An 18,352-nucleotide genomic window follows, 5' to 3' on the forward strand; every position below is an offset into this window, starting at 1 on the left:
GCTAGCCGACCTTCTCGACGAAGACGCGGATAGTGCCGCCGCAGGACAGCCCGACGTTCCAGGCGGTCTCATCGGCGACGCCGAACTCCAGCATTTTTGGCTTGCCCGTCTCAATCACGTCCATGGCCTCGGTGACCACGGCGCCCTCGACGCAGCCGCCCGAGACCGAGCCCAGAAAGGTGCCGTCGTCGTTGATCACGAGGCTCGAGCCCGCGGGCCGCGGCGCCGAGCCCCAGGTCTCCACCACCGTTGCGAGGGCGACGCCATGGCCGGCCTTCTGCCAGTCCTCCGCCGCCTTCAGGATATCCTCGTCGCGATCGAGCATGGCCTACCTCTCAAGCTGCGGAACGGATCAGGCTGCGGTGATGCGGCGGCAGCGGCTGGGAGAGCGTCTTGATCAGCTCCTGGATCGAACTCAAATTATGCACGGGGCGGAATTCGTCAACGTGGGGCAGCATCATTTTGATGCCCTGCGCCTTGGCCTCGAAGCCGCCGAACCTTAAGAGCGGGTTCAGCCAGATCAGACGGCGGCAGGAGCGGTGCAGCCGGTCCATCTCGAAGGCGAGCTTGGAATCCGCCTCGCGCTCCAGCCCGTCGGAGATCAGGAGCACGATGGCGCCCTGGCTCAGCACGCGACGCGCCCATAATTTGTTGAAGTTGTGCAGCGAGGTCGCAATCCGCGTGCCGCCGGCCCAGTCTTCCACCGCGGCCGAGCAGCTTGCCAGCGCCTCGTCCGGGTCGCGCTGGCGCAGCGCGCGGGTGACGTTGGTAAGGCGGGTGCCGAACAGGAACACGGAGACGCGCTTGCGGGCGTCGGTGATGGCATGGAGGAAGTGCAGGAACAGGCGGGTGTACTCGCTCATCGAGCCCGAGATATCGAGCAGCGCGACGATGGGCGCCGGCTTCTCGATCCGCCCGAGGCGGTGAATGTCGATGATGTCGCCGCCGGTGTGCAGCGAGGCCCGCAAGGTTCGGCGCAGGTCGAGGCGCAGCCCGCGCCGATCGGGCCGCTGCCGCCGCGTCAGGAGCTCGGCCTGCGGCAGCTTCATCCTCTCGATGGCGCGCAGCGCCTCGGCGATCTCCGCGGCGCTCATCTGCGCAAAATCTTTCCTTTGCAGGATTTCCTTGTCGGAGACCGACAGGCGCAGATCCTGCTCCTGGCGCTGCGGCGTCTCCGTCATCTGCGGCTGCGACAGCGCCTCCTGGACCCGGCGCGAGGCCGGCGGCGGCTTCTTCTTGGCGTGATCGGGTAGCGGCACCGAATCCAGCATGTGCTTCCACTCTTCGGAAGGCCGGAAGAACAGGTTGAAGGCCTGCCTGAAGATCAGCGCATGCTCGCGGCGCTTGACGAAGATCGCCTCCAGCGTGGTGAAGACGTCGGCGCGGCTGCCGATGTCGATCACCTGGAGCGCGTTGACGGCGTCGATCACCGCGCCGGGGCCGACGGGAAGACCGGCGGCACGCAGCGCGCGGGCGAAGCCGACGATGTTGTCGGCGAACTGCTCGGTCTTGTCAGGCGCAAGGTGGTTGATGGCCATGGTCTCGTATCCATCCCTCGTCATCCCGGGGCGCCGCGCCAGCGGCGAACCCGGAATCCATTGATCCACAGTCCCTGCGGCCCGATGGATGCTCGCGCTACGCGCGCCCCGGAATGACGAGTCAGTTATGACGCACGCGCGTCAACTCTCGCTCGTCGCGTCCTTCAGTACCTTCTGCAAGGCATCGCCCTGCATGCGGACGATGTCGTCCTGATACTTGAGCAGCGCGCCCAGCGTGTCGCCGACGACCTGCGCCGTCAGCGAGCGGGCGTCGAGCTCGGACAGTGCCGTCGCCCAATCGATGGTCTCGGCGACGCCCGGGGACTTGTAGAAGTCCTGGTTGCGCAGCGCCTGCACGAAACGCACGACCTGCTGCGACAGCTTTGCCGAGATGCCCGGCACGCGCGTCTTGATGATCGCGAGCTCGCGCTCGGCAGAGGGGTAGTCGACCCAGTGATAGAGACAGCGCCGCTTCAGCGCGTCGTGGATCTCGCGGGTGCGGTTGGAGGTGATGATGACGATCGGCGGATGCGGCGCCTTCACGGTGCCGAATTCGGGAATGGTCACCTGGAAGTCGCTGAGGATTTCGAGCAGATACGCCTCGAACGCCTCGTCGGCGCGATCGAGCTCGTCGATCAGCAGCACCGGCGGGCCGGCAACGTCTGGCTCCAGCGCCTGGAGCAGCGGCCGCTTGATCAGGTAACGGTCGGCGAAGATGTCGGACGAGAGCTGCTCGCGATCGGTATCGCCGGCGGCCTCCGCCATCCGGATCGCGATCATCTGCGCGGCGCTGTTCCACTCATAGACCGCCGAGGAGACGTCGAGGCCCTCATAGCATTGCAGGCGGATCAGCTTCCGGCCCAGCGCTGCAGACAGCACCTTTGCAATCTCGGTCTTGCCGACGCCGGCCTCGCCTTCCAGGAACAGAGGCCGCCCCATCCGCAGCGACAGATACGTCACCGTCGCCAGCGACCGCTCCGCGAGATAACCGCGCGAAGTGAGGAGTTCGAGCATCGCATCGACCGATGCCGGCAGTGCCGCTGCAGTCATGAAAGAGCCAGTCTCACTACGCCCGAACCGGGCAGCTTTCGGGCAACTTATTGTTTGCGCATGATCTTGTCGGAAAACCGCTACACACTTTTCCGGATCATGCGCTACTCTTTGGCGTTGGCAGCGTCGACGGCACGCCGTGTCAGCACCCCGATCAGGTGCGCACGATACTCTGCGCTGCCGTGGATATCGCTGTTGAGGCCTTCCGCCGGAACGTTGCCGTCGAGCACCTTTGAGGAGAAGCGCTTCTTCAGGGCTTCCTCGAACGCGGTGACGCGGAACACGCCGTCCGAGCCGGCACCGGTGACGGCAACGCGCACATCCGAGGGACGCCGCGCCACGAACACACCGACCAGCGCATAGCGCGAGGCCTGGTTGCGGAATTTGATGTAGGCCGCCTTCTTCGGCAGCGGGAACATCACCTTGGTGATGATCTCGTCGGCCTCGAGCGCGGTCGAGAACAGGCCCTGGAAGTATTCCTCCGCCTTCAGGCGGCGCTTGTTGGTGACGATGGTGGCGCCGAGCGCGAGCACCGCCGCCGGATAGTCCGCGGTCGGGTCGTTGTTGGCGAGCGAGCCGCCGATGGTGCCCTTGTGACGGACGGCCGGATCGCCGATGCCGCCGGCAAGGCTCGCCAGCGCCGGGATCGCCTCGCCGACGATGGCCGATGTCGCGACATCGGCGTGCTTCGCCGTGGCGCCGATCACCAGCGAGCGGCCCTTCATCTCGATCGTGTCGAGACCTTCGATATGCGAGAGGTCGACGAGATGCGGCGGGCTTGCGAGGCGCTGCTTCATCACGGGAATCAGCGTGTGGCCGCCGGCGATCACCTTGGCGTCCTCGTTCTTCACCAGGAGATTGGCCGCCTGCCGCACGGTCCCAGGACGATGATATTTGAATTCGTACATAATGAATTTCCTGATCGCGAGATGCGCGCGAGTGTCTGCTACGCGAGGTCGGATTTCGCCATCGCCTTCGCGCCGGCGGCGATCGAGGCGACGATGTTCTGGTAGCCGGTGCAGCGGCAGAGATTGCCTTCAAGCTCTTCGCGAATCGTGTGGTCGTCGAGCTCGTGGCCCTTGCGATGGACGATGTCGATGGCGGTCATGATCATGCCGGGCGTGCAGAAGCCGCACTGCAGGCCATGATGCTCGCGGAAGGCCTCCTGCATTGGATGCAGTGGCGCGCCGTCCGCGGCCAGCCCCTCGATGGTCTTGACCTCATGGCCGTCGGCCATCACCGCAAGCGTGGTGCAGGATTTCACGGCCTTGCCGTCGAGATGCACGACGCAGGCGCCGCATTGCGAGGTGTCGCAGCCGACATGGGTCCCGGTCAGCCGCAGATGCTCGCGCAGGAACTGCACCAGCAGGGTGCGGGGGTCGACATTGGCGTTGACGGGATTGCCGTTCACGATAAGGGAAATTTTGGCCATCAGGACTCTCTGGTCAGCACCCCGCCGTGTCCGGCGAAGCGGTTCTTATAGTTATTCCAACCCATCATATGGGCCATTGCACATTCGGGCAACATCGCCCGAAATGCAGGCAGTTATGCTTTAGGACGCAGGGCTAACCCTGTACCGCCTTGGCGAAATTCGCAAAAAATTCGTCGGCCAGCTTCTTGGCGGCGCCGTTGATCAGGCGCTGGCCGAGCTGCGCCAACTTGCCGCCGATCTGCGCCTCGACATCATAGGAGAGCAGCGTGCCGCCATCCTTCTCCGACAGCTTCACCGCGGCGCCGCCCTTGGCGAAGCCGGCCACCCCGCCCTCGCCTTCGCCGGAAATCTTGTAGCCGTTCGGGGGGTCGAGATCGCTGAGCATCACCTTTCCCCTGAAGCGCGCCGACACCGGGCCGACCTTCATCTTGGCGACCGCGCGAAAACCGCCGTCGTCGGTTTTCTCCAGTTCCTCGCAGCCGGGGATGCAGGCTTTCAGCACCTCGGGATCGTTGAGCTTGGCCCACACGGATTCGCGCGACGCCGCAAGCTGGACTTCGCCGTTCATTGTCATGGCCATGGGCAGCCTCCCGGGATCACTGAAGCAACGCTGCTCAAGTAACGCAGGGCCGCCGCAAAGGAAAGGGCGGCCGGCGATCACATGCAATGCATATTCGCAACTGCAAAAAGCTTGCGCCAGCGGTTTGGGATTGGCAGACGCGGCCCGTGGTGGTTAGGTCCCGCGCAACATGAGCACATCCCTCTCCCCCCTGCTTGCGCCGATGCTGTCGAGCGCGGCCATGCGCGCGGTCTGCGATGACCGGGCTTACCTGCAAAACATGCTCGAATTTGAGGCAGCGCTGGCCCGGGTGGAAGCAGCGACCGGCGTGATTCCCGCAAGCGCGGCCGGCCCGATCGAAGCGGCCTGCAGGGCGTCGGCGTTCGACCTTGACGCACTCGCGGAGGCCGCGACCAGGTCGGGCAATCTGGCGATCCCCCTCGTCAAGGCGCTGACCGCCAGCGTCGCCAAGGCCGATGCCGAGGCCGCACGCTACGTGCATTGGGGCGCGACCAGCCAGGACGTCATCGATACCGCGACCATGCTCATGCTTCGCGCCGGGATCGATGCGCTGGACGCCGATCTCAGCCGCGCCATCAAAGGGCTGGCCGCGCTGGCGCGCACCCATCGCAATACCGCCATGGTCGCGCGCACCTGGCTCCAGCACGCGCTGCCGATGCCGTTCGGATTGAAGGCTGCCGAATATGCCGCAAGCCTTGCCCGCGCACGCTGCCGGCTGCGGCGGCTGCGCCGCGAAGGCCTCGCGCTGCAATTCGGCGGCGCCGCCGGCACGCTCGCCGCGCTGGGCGACAAGGGGCTCGTCGTCGCCGAGCAGCTTGCACGGGAGTTGAACCTGCAATTGCCCGAGGCACCCTGGCACACCCATCGCGACCGAATCGCCGAGGCGGCCTCGGCTCTTGCGATTCTCGCCGGCAGCTGCGGCAAGATCGCCCGCGACGTGTCGCTGATGATGCAGACCGACGTCGCCGAAGCCTTCGAGCCCGCCGGCGAAGGCCGCGGCGGCTCCTCGACCATGCCGCACAAGCGCAATCCGGTCGCGGCCGCAAGCGCGCTCGGCGCTGCGACGATGGCGCCGCAATTGGCCGCGACGGTGTTCGCGGCCCAGGTCCAGGATCACGAGCGCAGCGCCGGCCCGTGGCACGCGGAATGGCCGACGCTGCCGCAATTGATGCTGGTCGCCTCAGGCGCGCTCGCAGCCATCGTCGATATCGCCGAGGGCCTCGACGTCGACGCGGCGCGCATGCGCGCCAATCTCGACGCGACGCATGGCCTGATCATGGCGGAAGCCGTCACCTTCGCGCTCGCCGAGGCCATCGGCAAGAGCGACGCGCATCATCTGGTCGAGGCTGCCAGCAAGAAGGCGGTTGCCGAGAAGAAGCATTTGCGCGACGTGCTCGCGGCTGATTCAAAAGTCACTGCGCATCTTGCGCCCGAGAAAATTGCGGCATTGTTCGAGCCGATGGCCTATCAAGGCGCTTCCCAGGCCCTGATCGACCGGCTGCTCGACAGCCTCGACCGCGAATAAACGGAGACGCCGCCATGCCCATGATCGATGCCGACGGCTGCCTGCTCAACGTCTCCGTCGAGGGCCGCGACGGCGGGCCGACCCTGATGCTCTCCAACTCGCTCGGCTGCACGCTCCAGATGTGGGAGCCGCAGATGAAGGCGCTGACGCAGGTGTTCCGCGTCATCCGCTACGACCGCCGCGGCCACGGCAAATCGAGCGTAGCCCGCGCCCCCTATTCGATGGAGCGCTTCGGCCGCGACGTGCTGGCGATCCTCGACGACCTCAATATCGAGAAGGTGCATTGGTGCGGCCTGTCGATGGGCGGCATGGTCGGGCAATGGCTGGGCGCCAATGCGCCGGAGCGGTTCGGCAAGATCATCCTCGCCAATACGAGCTGCTACTACCCCGATCCGACTAACTGGCTAAACCGTATCAAGGCGGTCAAGGAAGGCGGTATCGCAGCCGTCGCCGACACCGTGATCGCCGGCTGGTTGACGGCCGACTTCCGCGAGCGCGAGCCTCAGATCACCGCCAAGATGAAGGCGATGCTGGTGGCCTCGCCGGTCGAAGGCTATCTCGCCTGCTGCGAGGCGCTGTCGACGCTCGACCAACGCGCGCTGCTGCCGAAGATCAAGAGCCCGACGTTGGTGATCGCCGGCCGCCACGACATGGCAACCCCGATCTCGGCGGGCGAATTGATCCGCAGCCAAATTCCCGGCGCTAGCATGACCATCATCGATGCCGCCCACATCTCCAATGTCGAGCAGCCCCACGCCTTCACCGACGCGGTGGTCGGCTTCTTGACGCAGCGGTAGTTTCACACAGGGCGTCATTGCGAGGAGCGCAGCGACGAAGCAATCCAGACTGTCTCGGCCGACACATCTCTGGATTGCTTCGCTTCGCTCGCAATGACGGAGAGGAGGACCACACATGGATGACGAGAAGCGCCGCGATGCCGGCATGAAGGTGCGCCGCAAGGTGCTCGGCAATGCCTGGGTCGACAAGTCGATCGCCAACCGCAATGCGTTCAACACCGATTTCCAGGACCTGATCACCCGCTACGCCTGGGGCGAGATCTGGACGCGGCCGCATTTCGACGAGCGGACGCGGCGCGTGCTCGTCATCGGCACCGTGGTCGCGCTCGGGCAATGGGACGAATTCCGCCTGCACGTGCGCGCAGCGCTCGCCGAGGGCGGCTTCACCCCCGACGACATCAAGGAAATCCTGTTACAGCAGGCGATCTATTGCGGCGTGCCGGCGGCCAACCACGCCGTCAAGGAAGCCTCAGCGATTGTGCAGGAGCTCGGGCTGCTCAAAAGCTAGCGGAGCTTTCGCTTCCCGAATCTTGGCTCCCCGAATCTTGGCTTCCAGAATCTTGGCTTCAACGGGTTGCCGGGCCGGCCGCTCGATCACGAGCACGATGGCGGCGCCGAGCAGCAGCATGAGTTCCGTCGCGTGCACCCGGAGCGCGGCCATCTCGCCGACCTTCGAGGCCATCACCATGCTTGCGAAAGAGATGAGACTTCCGATGAAGAGCGCGATGCCCAGCGCCTCGTCGGAACCACCCGCCTTGCGCACCCTGGGGATGCTCAGCAGCGCCAGGAAAATGGCAAGGAACGCCACCACGGTGAGGCGGCCGAGCGCCAGCAGCCACGCCGCACGGACCGTGCTCATGCCCGACATCTGGAGCTGGTCGCTGATGAACAGCGCCACCGCGACGCTCGGCCGCTCATAGAGGCCATGCACGGGAGCGACCATGATGTTGAAGGCAATCAGCGTCCAGGCCGGGATGAAATAGGCGGCCAACACCACGCCATTGATTGAGCCGATCCGCCAGTTATTCAGCATTGCCGCTTCCCGCTTGAGTCCGTTGGTTCCGAGCCGATTGGGCCTTTGCGGCAGCTAACTCCGCTCGACTTGAGGCGGCAATTTAAACTCCTTGTTTACCTTAACTGCTGTGGACAAGCCTCAGCCGGGCAAAAGGAAAAGTCCCGCCTCTCAGCGGGACTGTCACAACTCTAACTTGCACAACTCTAACGTGCTTCGAGATCAACGCTGATCCTGACCATGCTGGCCCGGCTTGTCGCCCTGGCGCATCGGATCCTGCTGCTGCTGTCCGGGTTTCTGGCCGCCACCCTGCTGCTGATCGGGGCGCTGGCCGGGCTTCTGATTCTGCTGGCCCGGATTCTGGTTCTGCTGCTTCGTCATCGCGGGGAACTCCACTATTGGACGTCAGGCCAGATAACGGCCCGCATCTCTTTTGGTTGCCTGGGAACCGGGTTCCTCCCGCTGACGGAACCAGAATGCGCGAAATGAACTCTGTACAAGCCTTTATGCCAAGGCCAGCCCAGTTGCAGCGGCCAGTTCCCTCCTGTTACAAACAACCGAATGCTCAAGGGCTGCCGGGGCCCCAAGAACTCTCTTTCAAGAGCTCCCTTTGAGCCGCGTCAGTTCCAGATAACGGCAGCCCATGGACTATTTCGCGCAGCAGCTCATCAACGGTCTCGTCCTCGGTTCGATCTACGGCCTGATCGCCATCGGCTACACGATGGTCTACGGCATCGTCGGCATGATCAATTTCGCCCATGGCGACATCTTCATGATCGGCGGCTTCATTGCTTTGATCAGCTTCCTGATCCTGGTCTCGTTCGGCCTGACCGCGGTTCCCCTCATCCTCCTGGTCGTGCTGCTGGTCTCGATGGTGATCACCGCCCTTTATGGCTGGACGATCGAGCGCATCGCGTACCGGCCGCTGCGCCACTCCTTCCGCCTCGCACCGATGCTGTCGGCGATCGGCATGTCATTCGTGCTGACGAATTATTCGCAGGTCGCGCAGGGCGCCCGGGTCAAGCCGATACCGCCGGTCATCACCGGAGGCTATACCCTGCATGAAGGGGCCGAGGGCTTTGCCGTGCAGCTTTCCAACATGCAGATCATCGTCGTGCTGGCCACCATCGTGTTGCTGACACTGTTCACCTGGCTGGTCTCACGCACGCGGCTCGGACGCGACATGCGTGCCTGCGAGCAGGACCAGACCATGGCGGCGCTGCTCGGCGTCGACGTCGACCGCACCATCTCCATGACCTTCGTGATCGGCGCCGGACTCGCCGCGGTCGCCGGCATGATGTACCTGCTCTATTATGGCCAGGTCGATTTCAACATGGGCTTCGTCGCCGGCATCAAGGCCTTTACCGCGGCCGTGCTCGGCGGCATCGGCTCGCTGCCCGGCGCGGTGCTGGGCGGACTTGCGATCGGCCTGATCGAGACTTTCTGGTCGGCCTATTTCTCGGTCGAGTACAAGGACGTCGCCGCGTTCTCGATCCTGATCATCGTGCTGATCTTCATGCCGACCGGCCTGCTTGGTCGTCCCGAAGTCGAAAAAGTCTGACGGGCATTAACGCGTGACAGCCCTTTCCCACGAGATCACCCAGACAAGCCGCGCAGCCGGCATCCCCTTCATCCTGAAAAGAGCCTTCTTCAACGCCCTCGTGGCGCTGGTGCTGTTCTCGCTGATGGTCGGCGTCCGCACCGAGGCCGGGCCCGACGGCCAGCTGACCTACTGGCCGCGGTTCGTGGAGCTCGCCTCGCTCGTGGGCATCGTGTTCGGCGGTTCGGTCGTCATCGAATTGCTGAGGCAGTGGATCGGCCCCTCCGGGGCGGAGCGGCTGGTGCCGCCTGCCCTGCACAGCGGCCTGTCGTTCCTGGGCCGTTACCTGGCGCCGGCGCTTCTGATCTTCACCCTGCTGGTGCCGGTCATTTTCTATGACCAGCGCTACATCCTCGACCTCGCGATCCTCGTGCTCACCTATGTGATGCTGGGATGGGGCCTTAACGTCGTGGTCGGGCTCGCCGGTCTGCTCGATCTCGGCTACGTCGCCTTCTATGCGGTGGGGGCCTATTCCTACGCGCTGCTCGCCACCAATTTCGGCTGGTCGTTCTGGATCTGCCTGCCGCTCGCCGGCATCCTCGCCGCCTTCTGGGGCGTGTTGCTCGGCTTTCCGGTGCTGCGGCTGCGCGGTGACTATCTCGCCATCGTTACGCTGGCCTTCGGCGAGATCATCCGGCTCGTCCTCATCAACTGGCAGAGCCTGACCGGCGGCCCGAACGGTGTCCCGGGCATTCCGCGCCCGACCCTGTTCGGCATTCCCTTGACCAACACCGACGACGGGCTGGCGGCACTGCTCGGCATCGAATTCTCGCCGACGCACCGCATCGTCTTCCTATTCTACCTGATCCTGGCGCTGGCGCTGCTCACCAATTGGGTGACGATCCGCCTGCGCCGGCTGCCGATCGGCCGCGCCTGGGAGGCCTTGCGCGAAGACGAGGTCGCCTGCCGCGCACTCGGTATCAACACCACGACGACAAAGCTCACGGCATTTGCGACGGGTGCGATGTTCGGCGGTTTCGCCGGTGCATTCTTCGCCACCCGGCAAGGCTTCATCAGCCCGGAATCCTTTACCTTCCAGGAATCGGCGCTGGTGCTCGCCATCGTCGTGCTCGGCGGCATGGGCTCGCAGCTCGGCGTCGCACTCGCGGCGCTCACCATGATCGGCGGGTTCGAGCTGTTCCGCGGCCTCGAGACCTACCGCATGCTGGTGTTCGGCTGGGCGATGGTGCTGATCATGATCTGGCGGCCACGCGGCCTGATCGGCCATCGCGCGCCGACCGTCTATCTGAAAAAGTCGCAGGCCATCTCCTCCGACCTCGTCAAGGAAGGCCACGGATGAGCGGCGAACGTATTCTCAGCGTCGATCAGCTCACCATGCGCTTCGGCGGCATCGTCGCCGTGCAGGATCTGTCGTTCGCGGCGGACCGGCGCAAGATTACGGCGCTGATCGGACCGAACGGCGCCGGCAAGACCACGGTGTTCAACTGCATCACCGGCTTCTACAAGCCGACCGGCGGCGCCATCCGCCTCACCCACGACGACGGCAAGGAGATCGCGCTCGAGCGGCTCAACGACTTCCGCATCGCCAAGCAGGCCAAGGTCGCGCGCACCTTCCAGAACATCCGGCTGTTTCCCGGGATGACCGTGCTGGAAAACCTGATGGTGGCGCAGCACAATATGTTGATGCGCGCCTCCGGTTTCACCTTCCTCGGCCTGATCGGGGCGCCGAATTACCGCAGTGCGGAAGCGCAGGCGATCGATCTCGCCACTGATTGGCTGAAGCGGGTCAGCCTCCTGGATCGCGCCGACGATGCGGCGGGCAACCTCGCCTATGGCGACCAGCGCCGCCTCGAGATCGCGCGCGCGATGTGCACCGGGCCTGCGCTTCTGTGCCTCGACGAACCGGCCGCGGGCCTCAACGCGCGCGAGAGCGCTGCCTTGAGCGAGCTCCTGCTTTCGATCCGCAACGACCTGGGAACCTCGATCCTCCTGATCGAGCACGACATGTCGGTCGTGATGGAGATCTCCGACCACATCGTGGTGATGGACCACGGCGTGAAGATCGCGCAAGGCACGCCGCGCGAGGTGCGCGACGATCCCAAGGTGATCGCCGCCTATCTCGGCGCCGACGAGGAAGAAGCGATGGCCGTGATGGAGAGCGGGTCGTGACGGCGGCATCCCCCCTGCTCGCGATCCGGGGCCTGCGCGCCGCCTACGGCAAGATCGAGGCGCTGAAGGGCGTCGACATCGAGATCAATTCCGGCGAGATCGTCGCGCTGATCGGCGCCAACGGCGCCGGCAAGTCGACGCTGATGATGACGATCTTCGGCAGGCCGCGCGCCCGCGCCGGCCAGATCCTGTACGACGGCAAGGACATCACCACCGTCCCGACCCACGAGATCGCCCATTTGCGCATCGCGCAATCGCCGGAAGGACGTCGCATCTTTCCGCGGATGAGCGTTGCCGAGAACCTCCGGATGGGGGCCGATGTCACCGACTCGACGGATGCGGAACGGGACAGCACGCTCGAGCGCGTGTTCGCCCTGTTTCCGCGCCTGAAGGAGCGCTTCGCCCAGCGCGGCGGAACCTTGTCCGGCGGCGAGCAGCAGATGCTGGCGATCGGGCGCGCCTTGATGAGCCGCCCTCGCCTGCTCCTGCTCGACGAGCCCTCGCTGGGGCTCGCACCGCTCATCGCGCGGCAGATTTTCGACGCGATCCGCACCCTGAACCGGCAGGACGGCCTGACCGTGCTCATCGTCGAGCAGAACGCCAACCATGCCCTGAAGCTCGCCCATCGCGGCTATGTCATGGTCAACGGCCTGATCACGCTCGCGGGCAGCGGCGCCGAATTGCTGCAGCGCCCCGAAATTCGCGCCGCCTATCTGGAAGGTGGCCGGCATACCTGACCGGCCCACGTGCCTGAGCAAGCGGCTAGATATCTTTGCCTATGCCCGTATTTTGCCGGTGACTTCTCCGTAAATTCATTCAAGAATGGCGCCGGTTTGAACCGGGCCTACCCGGCAACTCCCAACAGGCGACACCCGCGAGGTATCTCATGAAATCACTGAAACTCATCGGTCTGGCATTTGGCGCGTCCGTAGCGCTGTCGACGGCAGCGTTCGCGCAGGATATCACCATCGCAGTCGCGGGCCCGATGACCGGCACCGAGTCCGCGTTCGGCCGGCAGATGAAGAACGGCGCCGACTTGGCGGTGGCGGACATCAACGCCGCCGGCGGCGTCAACGGCAAGAAGCTCGCGCTCAACGCCGAAGACGACGCCTGCGATCCGAAGCAGGCCCGCTCGGTGGCGGAAAAGATCGCCGGCGCCAAGATCCCGTTCGTCGCCGGGCATTTCTGCTCGTCGTCCTCGATCCCGGCATCCGAAGCCTATGCGGACGGCAACGTCCTCCAGATCACTCCGGCTTCGACCAACCCGCTCTTCACTGAGCGCAAGCTGTGGAACGTGGCGCGCGTCTGCGGCCGCGACGACCAGCAAGGCCTGATCGCCGCACAGTTCATTGCCAAGAACTACAAGGGCAAGAACATCGCGATCCTCAACGACAAGACCACCTACGGCAAGGGTCTTGCCGACGAGACCAAGAAGGCGCTCAACAAGGCCGGCATCACCGAGAAGATGTATGAGTCCTACAATAAGGGCGACAAGGACTTCAACGCGATCGTCTCGCGCCTGAAGAAGGATAACGTCGACCTCGTCTATGTCGGCGGCTACCACCAGGAAGCTGGCCTCATCCTGCGCCAGATGCGCGACCAGGGCCTGAAGACCGTGCTGATGTCAGGCGACGCGCTGGCCGATAAGGAGTACGCCTCCATCACCGGCCCGGCCGGCGAAGGCACGCTGTTCACCTTCGGTCCCGATCCGCGCAACAAGCCGACCGCGAAGAAGATCGTCGAAGCGTTCAAGGCCAAGGGCATCGATCCGGAAGGCTATACGCTCTACACCTACGCTGCGCTGCAAGTCTGGACGCAGGCCGTCAAGAAGGCCGGCACCACCGACGCCAAGAAGGTCATGGAGACCATCAAGGCCGGGAAGTGGGATACGGTGCTCGGCCCGATCGAGTACGACGCAAAGGGCGACATCAAGCAGATCGACTACGTCGTCTACAAGTGGGATTCCAAGGGCAACTACGCCGAGCTCGGCGCCAAGGGCTCCTAACAGGGGCTCCTAACAAGGGCGCCTAACGCGCGCACTTGGCGCTTCGGCTCGAAGCTCCATCGTCACAAACGCCCCGGTTCGCCGGGGCGTTTTCGTGTCCCTACGATGTCAGATCGCCGCCTTGAGCTTGCCCGCCTGCGCCGATTTGAGCGCCTGGAGGAGATCGTTGGGCCGGAACGGCTTCTGGAGGCAAACCACGCCGGCCAGGCCGGGCGCCTCCTCCATGAAGTCGAGCGTGGTCATGCCGGAAATGGCGACGATCGGGAACCCCGGCGAACGCTCGCGGATCGCCGACATGACCTCAAGACCGCTGGTGTCGGCCAGGAAAATGTCCACGATCGCCGCGTCGAACGCTGCTTCGCCGAATGTCTTCAGGCCCGCCGCGCCGCTCTCCGCCTCCACCACCTCGAATTGATTGACCCGGAGCACGATGGACACCATCGCCCGGACCTCCTTCTGGTCGTCGATCACGAGAATACGGGGCATGGGAACAACTCCCGGCGTCATGACATTGATGGCAGTCGGAAAATCTGCCTCCCGGAATGGGATCCCGCCACAGCGGTAGAGGTATTATTTCCCCGGTCAGTAAAGGCCAGCTTACCCGGTCTCTGCTCCTCGTTCCCAGAAAAATTAAGTAAGCTCTAACCTTCGGTTGAGTCGCGTATCTTCCCATCAGAGCGCGTGCCCAGACCCCGCTACCGCGCTGAGAGGTAGCGGGCTAAGATACTCCCAGGGGAGTGTCCTACTGGAAGTGTCAATGGCGGTCCGCAAGAGGTGAACGTGCTGGCACCGAACGACCGAAGCACCTTTCTTTCGACGCTGCCCGCCTGCCAGAGCGATCGCACTGCAGCACTGGCGATCGTCGGGATTTCCACGGCCCTCTTTGCCCTCGCCGTTCCATTCGCCGGCATGCCGCTGGCGCGCGTACCGGCCTTCGTCGCGAGCTATCAATCCGCGCTCGTCGTCAGCGATACCATCACCGCAGTGCTGCTGTTGTCGCAATTCGCGGTGTTGCGCACCCGTGCTCTGCTGATGCTTGCAACGGGCTACCTTTTCACCGCGGCCGCGGCGATCGTCCACGCCCTCACCTTTCCCGGGCTTTTTGCGCCGGCCGGATTGCTCGGCGCGGGCCCGCAGACCACCGTGTGGCTCTACATGATCTGGCACGGCGGCTTTCCGCTCTGCGTGCTGGCCTATGCATGGGCGAAAGGCGCCGAAGGCGGCGTCAGGATCGCGGGACCGGTCCGCCATGCCGTCCTCGGGATCGTGCTCGGCGTCGTCGCGACGATGGCCGTCTTCACCTGGATCGTCACCGTCCAGCACGACCTGCTTCCGGTGCTGCTGCGCGAGGGCCGCTACACCACGACCATGATGGTCGTGGTGTCCTTCGTCTGGTCCTTGAGCTTTGCGGCCCTCGTCCTGCTGTGGTTCCGCAAGCCGCATTCCGTGATCGACGTCTGGCTCATGGTCGTCATGTGCGCGTGGCTGTTCGACATCGCGCTCTCGGCCATCGTCAACGTCGCGCGTTTCGATCTCGGTTTCTATGCGGGACGCATCTACGGTCTGTTCGCCGCAAGCTTCGTGCTCGCGGTGCTGCTGATCGAGAATGTCCGCCTCCAGGCGCAGACGATGGACCTGCTCGGCATGCTGCGACGGCAATCCGCCTCGGAGCGTGATCTTCACGGCGAACGCGAGCGGCTGTTCAGCGCGGTCGTGGAATCCTCCAACGATGCCATCATCACCAAGACGCTCGACGGCACCATCACCGCCTGGAACCGTGCCGCCGAACGCGTGTTCGGCTTCTCGGCAAAGGAGGCCGTCGGCAAGCCGATCGACATCATCATGCCGGAGGGTCGCCGCGAGGAGATGGAGGAAATTCTCGCCCGCACCCGCAACGGCGAGGTCATCGATCAGTTTGAAGCCGTGCGGGTGAACAAGAACGGGCAGCCGCTCGACGTCGTGCTCAGCCTGTTCCCGCTACGCTCGGCGGACGGCAAGATCATCGGCGCCTCCAAGATCGCCCGCGACATCACCGAGCGGAAACGAACGCAGGCGGCGCTCAATCGCGAGGTCGAGGAGCGTCAACGCATCTTCGAGACGTCGCAGGACCTGATCCTGGTCACCGACGGCTATGGCAATTTCGTCCAGGTCAGCCCGAGCGTGAAGGACATCCTCGGCTTCAGCCCGGAGGACATGATCGGCCATACCGCGACGGAGTTCATCCATCCCGACGATCTCGAGAAGACGCGCGAGGAAATGCGCGCCGCGCGGCGCGGCCAGACCAAGCGCAGCTTCGAGGCGCGCTACCCCCACAGGGACGGGCACGACGTCACGCTGAACTGGCTCGGCACCTGGTCGGAACCGGTGAAGCGCCATTTCTTCATTGGACGCGACCTCACCGAAAAGCAGGCGGCCGAGGCGCAGTTCAGGCAGGCGCAGAAGATGGACGCCATCGGTCAGCTCACCGGCGGCGTCGCGCATGATTTCAACAACGTGCTCACGGTCATCACGGGCACGATCGGGATCCTGTCCGAGGCCGTCGCCGACCAACCCGATCTGGCGGCGATCACCAGGCTGATCGACGATGCGGCCGAACGCGGCGCGCAATTGACCAGGCACCTCCTCGCCTTTGCCCGCAAGCAGCCGCTTCAGCCGCGCGAGGTCGACCCCAACGCGCTGGTCGTGGAAGCCGCCAAGCTGCTGCATCCGACGCTCGGCGAGCAGATCACCATCACCCCGCAACTCACCGAGGACGCCTGGCCGGCCATGGTCGATCCGAGCCAGCTCACCACCGCGATCCTGAACCTCGCCTTGAACGCACGCGACGCCATGCCCGACGGCGGCACGCTGGTCCTGGAGACCCGCAACATCTTCCTCGACGAAGGCTATGCGAGCATGAACCCCGACATCATCGCCGGCAATTACGTGATGATCGCGGTGAGCGACACCGGCACCGGCATTCCGGCCGCGCTGATCGAGAGGGTGTTCGACCCCTTCTTCACGACGAAAGAGGTCGGCAAGGGTACCGGACTTGGGCTGAGCATGGTGTTCGGCTTCGTCAAGCAGTCCGGCGGGCACGTCAAGATCTACAGCGAGGAAGGTCACGGCACGAGCGTGAAGATCTATCTGCCGCGTTCGACCGGCGTGCAGGAGACCCCGCTCGAGGCGCTGCGCAACGTGCCGATCGAGGGTGGCGACGAAAAGATCCTGATCGTCGAGGACGACGCGCTGGTACGCCAATATGTCGTGACCCAGATCAGGAGTCTCGGCTACAACGCGCTGGAAGCGGCGAATGCGGCGGAAGCGCTGACGCTGATCGACGGCAATGCGGACATCGACCTGCTGTTCACCGACGTGATCATGCCCGGCGCCATGAACGGCCGCCAGCTCGCCGACGAAGCAGCCAGGCGACGCCCGGCGCTGAAGACGCTGTTCACGTCGGGCTATACCGAGAACGCCATCGTCCATCACGGCCGGCTCGATTCCGGCGTGCTGCTGCTCGCAAAACCCTACCGCAAATCCGAGCTTGCCGGGATGCTCCGCATCGCGCTCGCCAGTTGAGCGCGGCTTGCGCCTGCGCTATCGCTGAAGGCACTGCCGCTTGCAGCGCCGGGAGTGCCGCCTTGAAGAACCTCCTCACCGACATCGCCGGCGTCCGCGTCGGGCACGCTCACGACGAAAAGCTCGCCTCGGGTGCGACCGCGATCGTGTTCGACCAGCCGGCGGTGGCGGCGATCGACGTGCGCGGCGGCGGGCCCGGCACGCGCGAGGACGCGCTGCTCGACCTTGCCAACACGGTCGAGCGCGTCGATGCCATCGCGCTGTCGGGCGGCTCGGCCTTCGGACTCGAGACCGGTGGCGGCGTGCAGGCCTGGCTCGCCGAGCAGGGCCGCGGCTTCCGGGTCCGCGAGGCGCTGATCCCGATCGTGCCGGGCGCGATCCTGTTCGATCTCCTCAACGGCGGCGACAAGGCATGGGGCCGCTTCCCACCCTATCGCGACCTCGGCTACGCCGCGGCAGCTTCAGCCGGCACTGACTTCGCGCTCGGCAGCGTCGGTGCCGGCCTCGGCGCCACGACGGCGAATTTCAAAGGCGGGCTCGGCTCGGCGTCCGCCGTGACCAGCAACGGCATCAAGGTCGCGGCGATCGCCGCCGTCAACGCGGTCGGCAGCGTCACGGTCGGTGACGGCCCCTGGTTCTGGGCCGCGCCGTTCGAGGTGGGCGGCGAGTTCGGCGGACGTGGCCTGCCGGATACCTTCACGGACGACATGCTCAAGATGCGCATCAAGGGCGGGCCGGCCCCGAGCGAGCGCGAAAACACCACGATCGGCCTCGTCGTCACCGATGCGACACTGACCAAGGCGCAAGCCAAGCGCCTCGCCATGATCGGGCAGACCGGCTTTGCCCGCGCGATCTATCCGGTGCATGCACCGACCGACGGCGACGTGCTGTTTGCCGCTGCGACCTGCGAAAAGCCGATCGATCCGATCGTCGGCCTCACCGAGGTCGGCATGGTCGCAGCCAACGTCGTGGCGCGCGCGATTGCGCGTGGCGTGTACAGCGCCACGGCGTTGCCGTTCACCGGCGCGCTAGCGTCGTGGAAGGATCGGTTCGGCTCTTAGTCGGACCGCTCCTCTCTCCGCGAGTCACCCCCCGTACTGGATACCCCGCTTTCGCGGGGTA

At 64.9% G+C, this 18,352-nt stretch carries 19 protein-coding genes; 10 read left to right on the plus strand and 9 right to left on the minus strand.

The genetic code is table 11. The features are described 5' to 3' along the window. Window position 1: 1 nt before the first annotated feature. The 6 genes from QQL28_RS33275 to QQL28_RS33300 all read right to left on the minus strand — a co-directional run bounded on the left by QQL28_RS33275 (window position 2) and on the right by QQL28_RS33300 (window position 4,600). Complete coding sequence (locus QQL28_RS33275; protein WP_027525321.1) at window positions 2-325, minus strand: XdhC family protein; 324 nt, start codon at window positions 323-325, stop codon at window positions 2-4. 10 nt (window positions 326-335) lie between these two features. Further along, entirely contained in the window at window positions 336-1,538 is a 1,203-nt protein-coding gene (locus QQL28_RS33280; protein WP_284272405.1) for a vWA domain-containing protein, read from the minus strand. A 141-nt stretch (window positions 1,539-1,679) separates the two neighbouring features. After that, entirely contained in the window at window positions 1,680-2,588 is a 909-nt protein-coding gene (locus tag QQL28_RS33285; protein WP_284272407.1) for an AAA family ATPase, read from the minus strand. Between the two features lie 104 nt (window positions 2,589-2,692). Beyond that, window positions 2,693-3,496, minus strand: a complete 804-nt coding sequence (locus tag QQL28_RS33290; protein WP_284272409.1) for an FAD binding domain-containing protein — start codon at window positions 3,494-3,496, stop codon at window positions 2,693-2,695. A gap of 38 nt (window positions 3,497-3,534) precedes the next feature. Further along, window positions 3,535-4,020 (minus strand): (2Fe-2S)-binding protein, encoded by a 486-nt coding sequence (locus QQL28_RS33295; RefSeq protein ID WP_027525325.1) that lies wholly within the window; start codon window positions 4,018-4,020, stop codon window positions 3,535-3,537. 133 nt (window positions 4,021-4,153) lie between these two features. Further along, window positions 4,154-4,600 carry an SRPBCC family protein gene (locus QQL28_RS33300; RefSeq protein WP_284272413.1) on the minus strand — a complete coding sequence of 149 codons (447 nt, stop codon included), beginning with the start codon at window positions 4,598-4,600 and terminating at the stop codon, window positions 4,154-4,156. Window positions 4,601-4,769: 169 nt separating this feature from the next. Between QQL28_RS33300 and QQL28_RS33305 the strand changes: the two genes are divergently transcribed. From QQL28_RS33305 to QQL28_RS33315, 3 genes are all read left to right on the plus strand, one after another. Continuing rightward, window positions 4,770-6,125, plus strand: coding sequence for a 3-carboxy-cis,cis-muconate cycloisomerase (locus QQL28_RS33305; RefSeq protein ID WP_284272415.1), 1,356 nt, complete (start codon window positions 4,770-4,772; stop codon window positions 6,123-6,125). Window positions 6,126-6,139: 14 nt separating this feature from the next. Further along, window positions 6,140-6,922, plus strand: a complete 783-nt coding sequence (gene pcaD, locus QQL28_RS33310) for a 3-oxoadipate enol-lactonase (protein ID WP_284272416.1) — start codon at window positions 6,140-6,142, stop codon at window positions 6,920-6,922. 115 nt (window positions 6,923-7,037) lie between these two features. Continuing rightward, entirely contained in the window at window positions 7,038-7,430 is a 393-nt protein-coding gene (locus QQL28_RS33315) for a carboxymuconolactone decarboxylase family protein (RefSeq protein ID WP_284272418.1), read from the plus strand. Here the strand turns inward: QQL28_RS33315 and QQL28_RS33320 are convergent. Both QQL28_RS33320 and QQL28_RS33325 read right to left on the minus strand, forming a co-directional pair. Further along, window positions 7,392-7,955: a hypothetical protein gene (locus QQL28_RS33320; protein WP_284272420.1), complete on the minus strand. Its 564-nt coding sequence runs from the start codon at window positions 7,953-7,955 to the stop codon at window positions 7,392-7,394. The genes QQL28_RS33315 and QQL28_RS33320 overlap by 39 nt on opposite strands. Before the next feature lie 201 nt (window positions 7,956-8,156). Further along, window positions 8,157-8,315 (minus strand): hypothetical protein, encoded by a 159-nt coding sequence (locus QQL28_RS33325; protein WP_284272422.1) that lies wholly within the window; start codon window positions 8,313-8,315, stop codon window positions 8,157-8,159. A 262-nt stretch (window positions 8,316-8,577) separates the two neighbouring features. Between QQL28_RS33325 and QQL28_RS33330 the strand changes: the two genes are divergently transcribed. The 5 genes from QQL28_RS33330 (at window position 8,578) to QQL28_RS33350 (ending at window position 13,669) form a co-directional block, all read left to right on the plus strand. Then, window positions 8,578-9,495, plus strand: a complete 918-nt coding sequence (locus QQL28_RS33330) for an ABC transporter permease subunit (RefSeq protein WP_284272424.1) — start codon at window positions 8,578-8,580, stop codon at window positions 9,493-9,495. A 13-nt stretch (window positions 9,496-9,508) separates the two neighbouring features. Continuing rightward, entirely contained in the window at window positions 9,509-10,834 is a 1,326-nt protein-coding gene (livM, locus tag QQL28_RS33335; protein ID WP_284272427.1) for a high-affinity branched-chain amino acid ABC transporter permease LivM, read from the plus strand. Continuing rightward, window positions 10,831-11,664 (plus strand): ABC transporter ATP-binding protein, encoded by an 834-nt coding sequence (locus QQL28_RS33340; protein WP_284272429.1) that lies wholly within the window; start codon window positions 10,831-10,833, stop codon window positions 11,662-11,664. The genes livM and QQL28_RS33340 overlap by 4 nt, the downstream gene beginning before the upstream one ends. After that, the gene (locus QQL28_RS33345; protein ID WP_284272431.1) at window positions 11,661-12,401 is read left to right on the plus strand and encodes an ABC transporter ATP-binding protein; all 741 of its coding nucleotides are present in this window, start codon (window positions 11,661-11,663) and stop codon (window positions 12,399-12,401) included. The genes QQL28_RS33340 and QQL28_RS33345 overlap by 4 nt, the downstream gene beginning before the upstream one ends. 149 nt (window positions 12,402-12,550) lie before the next feature. After that, complete coding sequence (locus QQL28_RS33350; RefSeq protein ID WP_284272433.1) at window positions 12,551-13,669, plus strand: branched-chain amino acid ABC transporter substrate-binding protein; 1,119 nt, start codon at window positions 12,551-12,553, stop codon at window positions 13,667-13,669. 108 nt (window positions 13,670-13,777) lie between these two features. On the opposite strand, the gene QQL28_RS33355 is transcribed toward QQL28_RS33350, so the two are convergent. Beyond that, complete coding sequence (locus QQL28_RS33355; protein ID WP_284272435.1) at window positions 13,778-14,155, minus strand: response regulator; 378 nt, start codon at window positions 14,153-14,155, stop codon at window positions 13,778-13,780. Between the two features lie 294 nt (window positions 14,156-14,449). Between QQL28_RS33355 and QQL28_RS33360 the strand changes: the two genes are divergently transcribed. Continuing rightward, window positions 14,450-17,230 (plus strand): PAS domain S-box protein, encoded by a 2,781-nt coding sequence (locus QQL28_RS33360; protein WP_284272437.1) that lies wholly within the window; start codon window positions 14,450-14,452, stop codon window positions 17,228-17,230. A 62-nt stretch (window positions 17,231-17,292) separates the two neighbouring features. Beyond that, complete coding sequence (locus tag QQL28_RS33365; protein ID WP_284272439.1) at window positions 17,293-18,291, plus strand: P1 family peptidase; 999 nt, start codon at window positions 17,293-17,295, stop codon at window positions 18,289-18,291. The last annotated feature ends 61 nt before the right edge of the window (window positions 18,292-18,352 follow it).

Source organism: Bradyrhizobium iriomotense (genome assembly GCF_030160715.1).
Lineage (GTDB): Bacteria > Pseudomonadota > Alphaproteobacteria > Rhizobiales > Xanthobacteraceae > Bradyrhizobium > Bradyrhizobium iriomotense.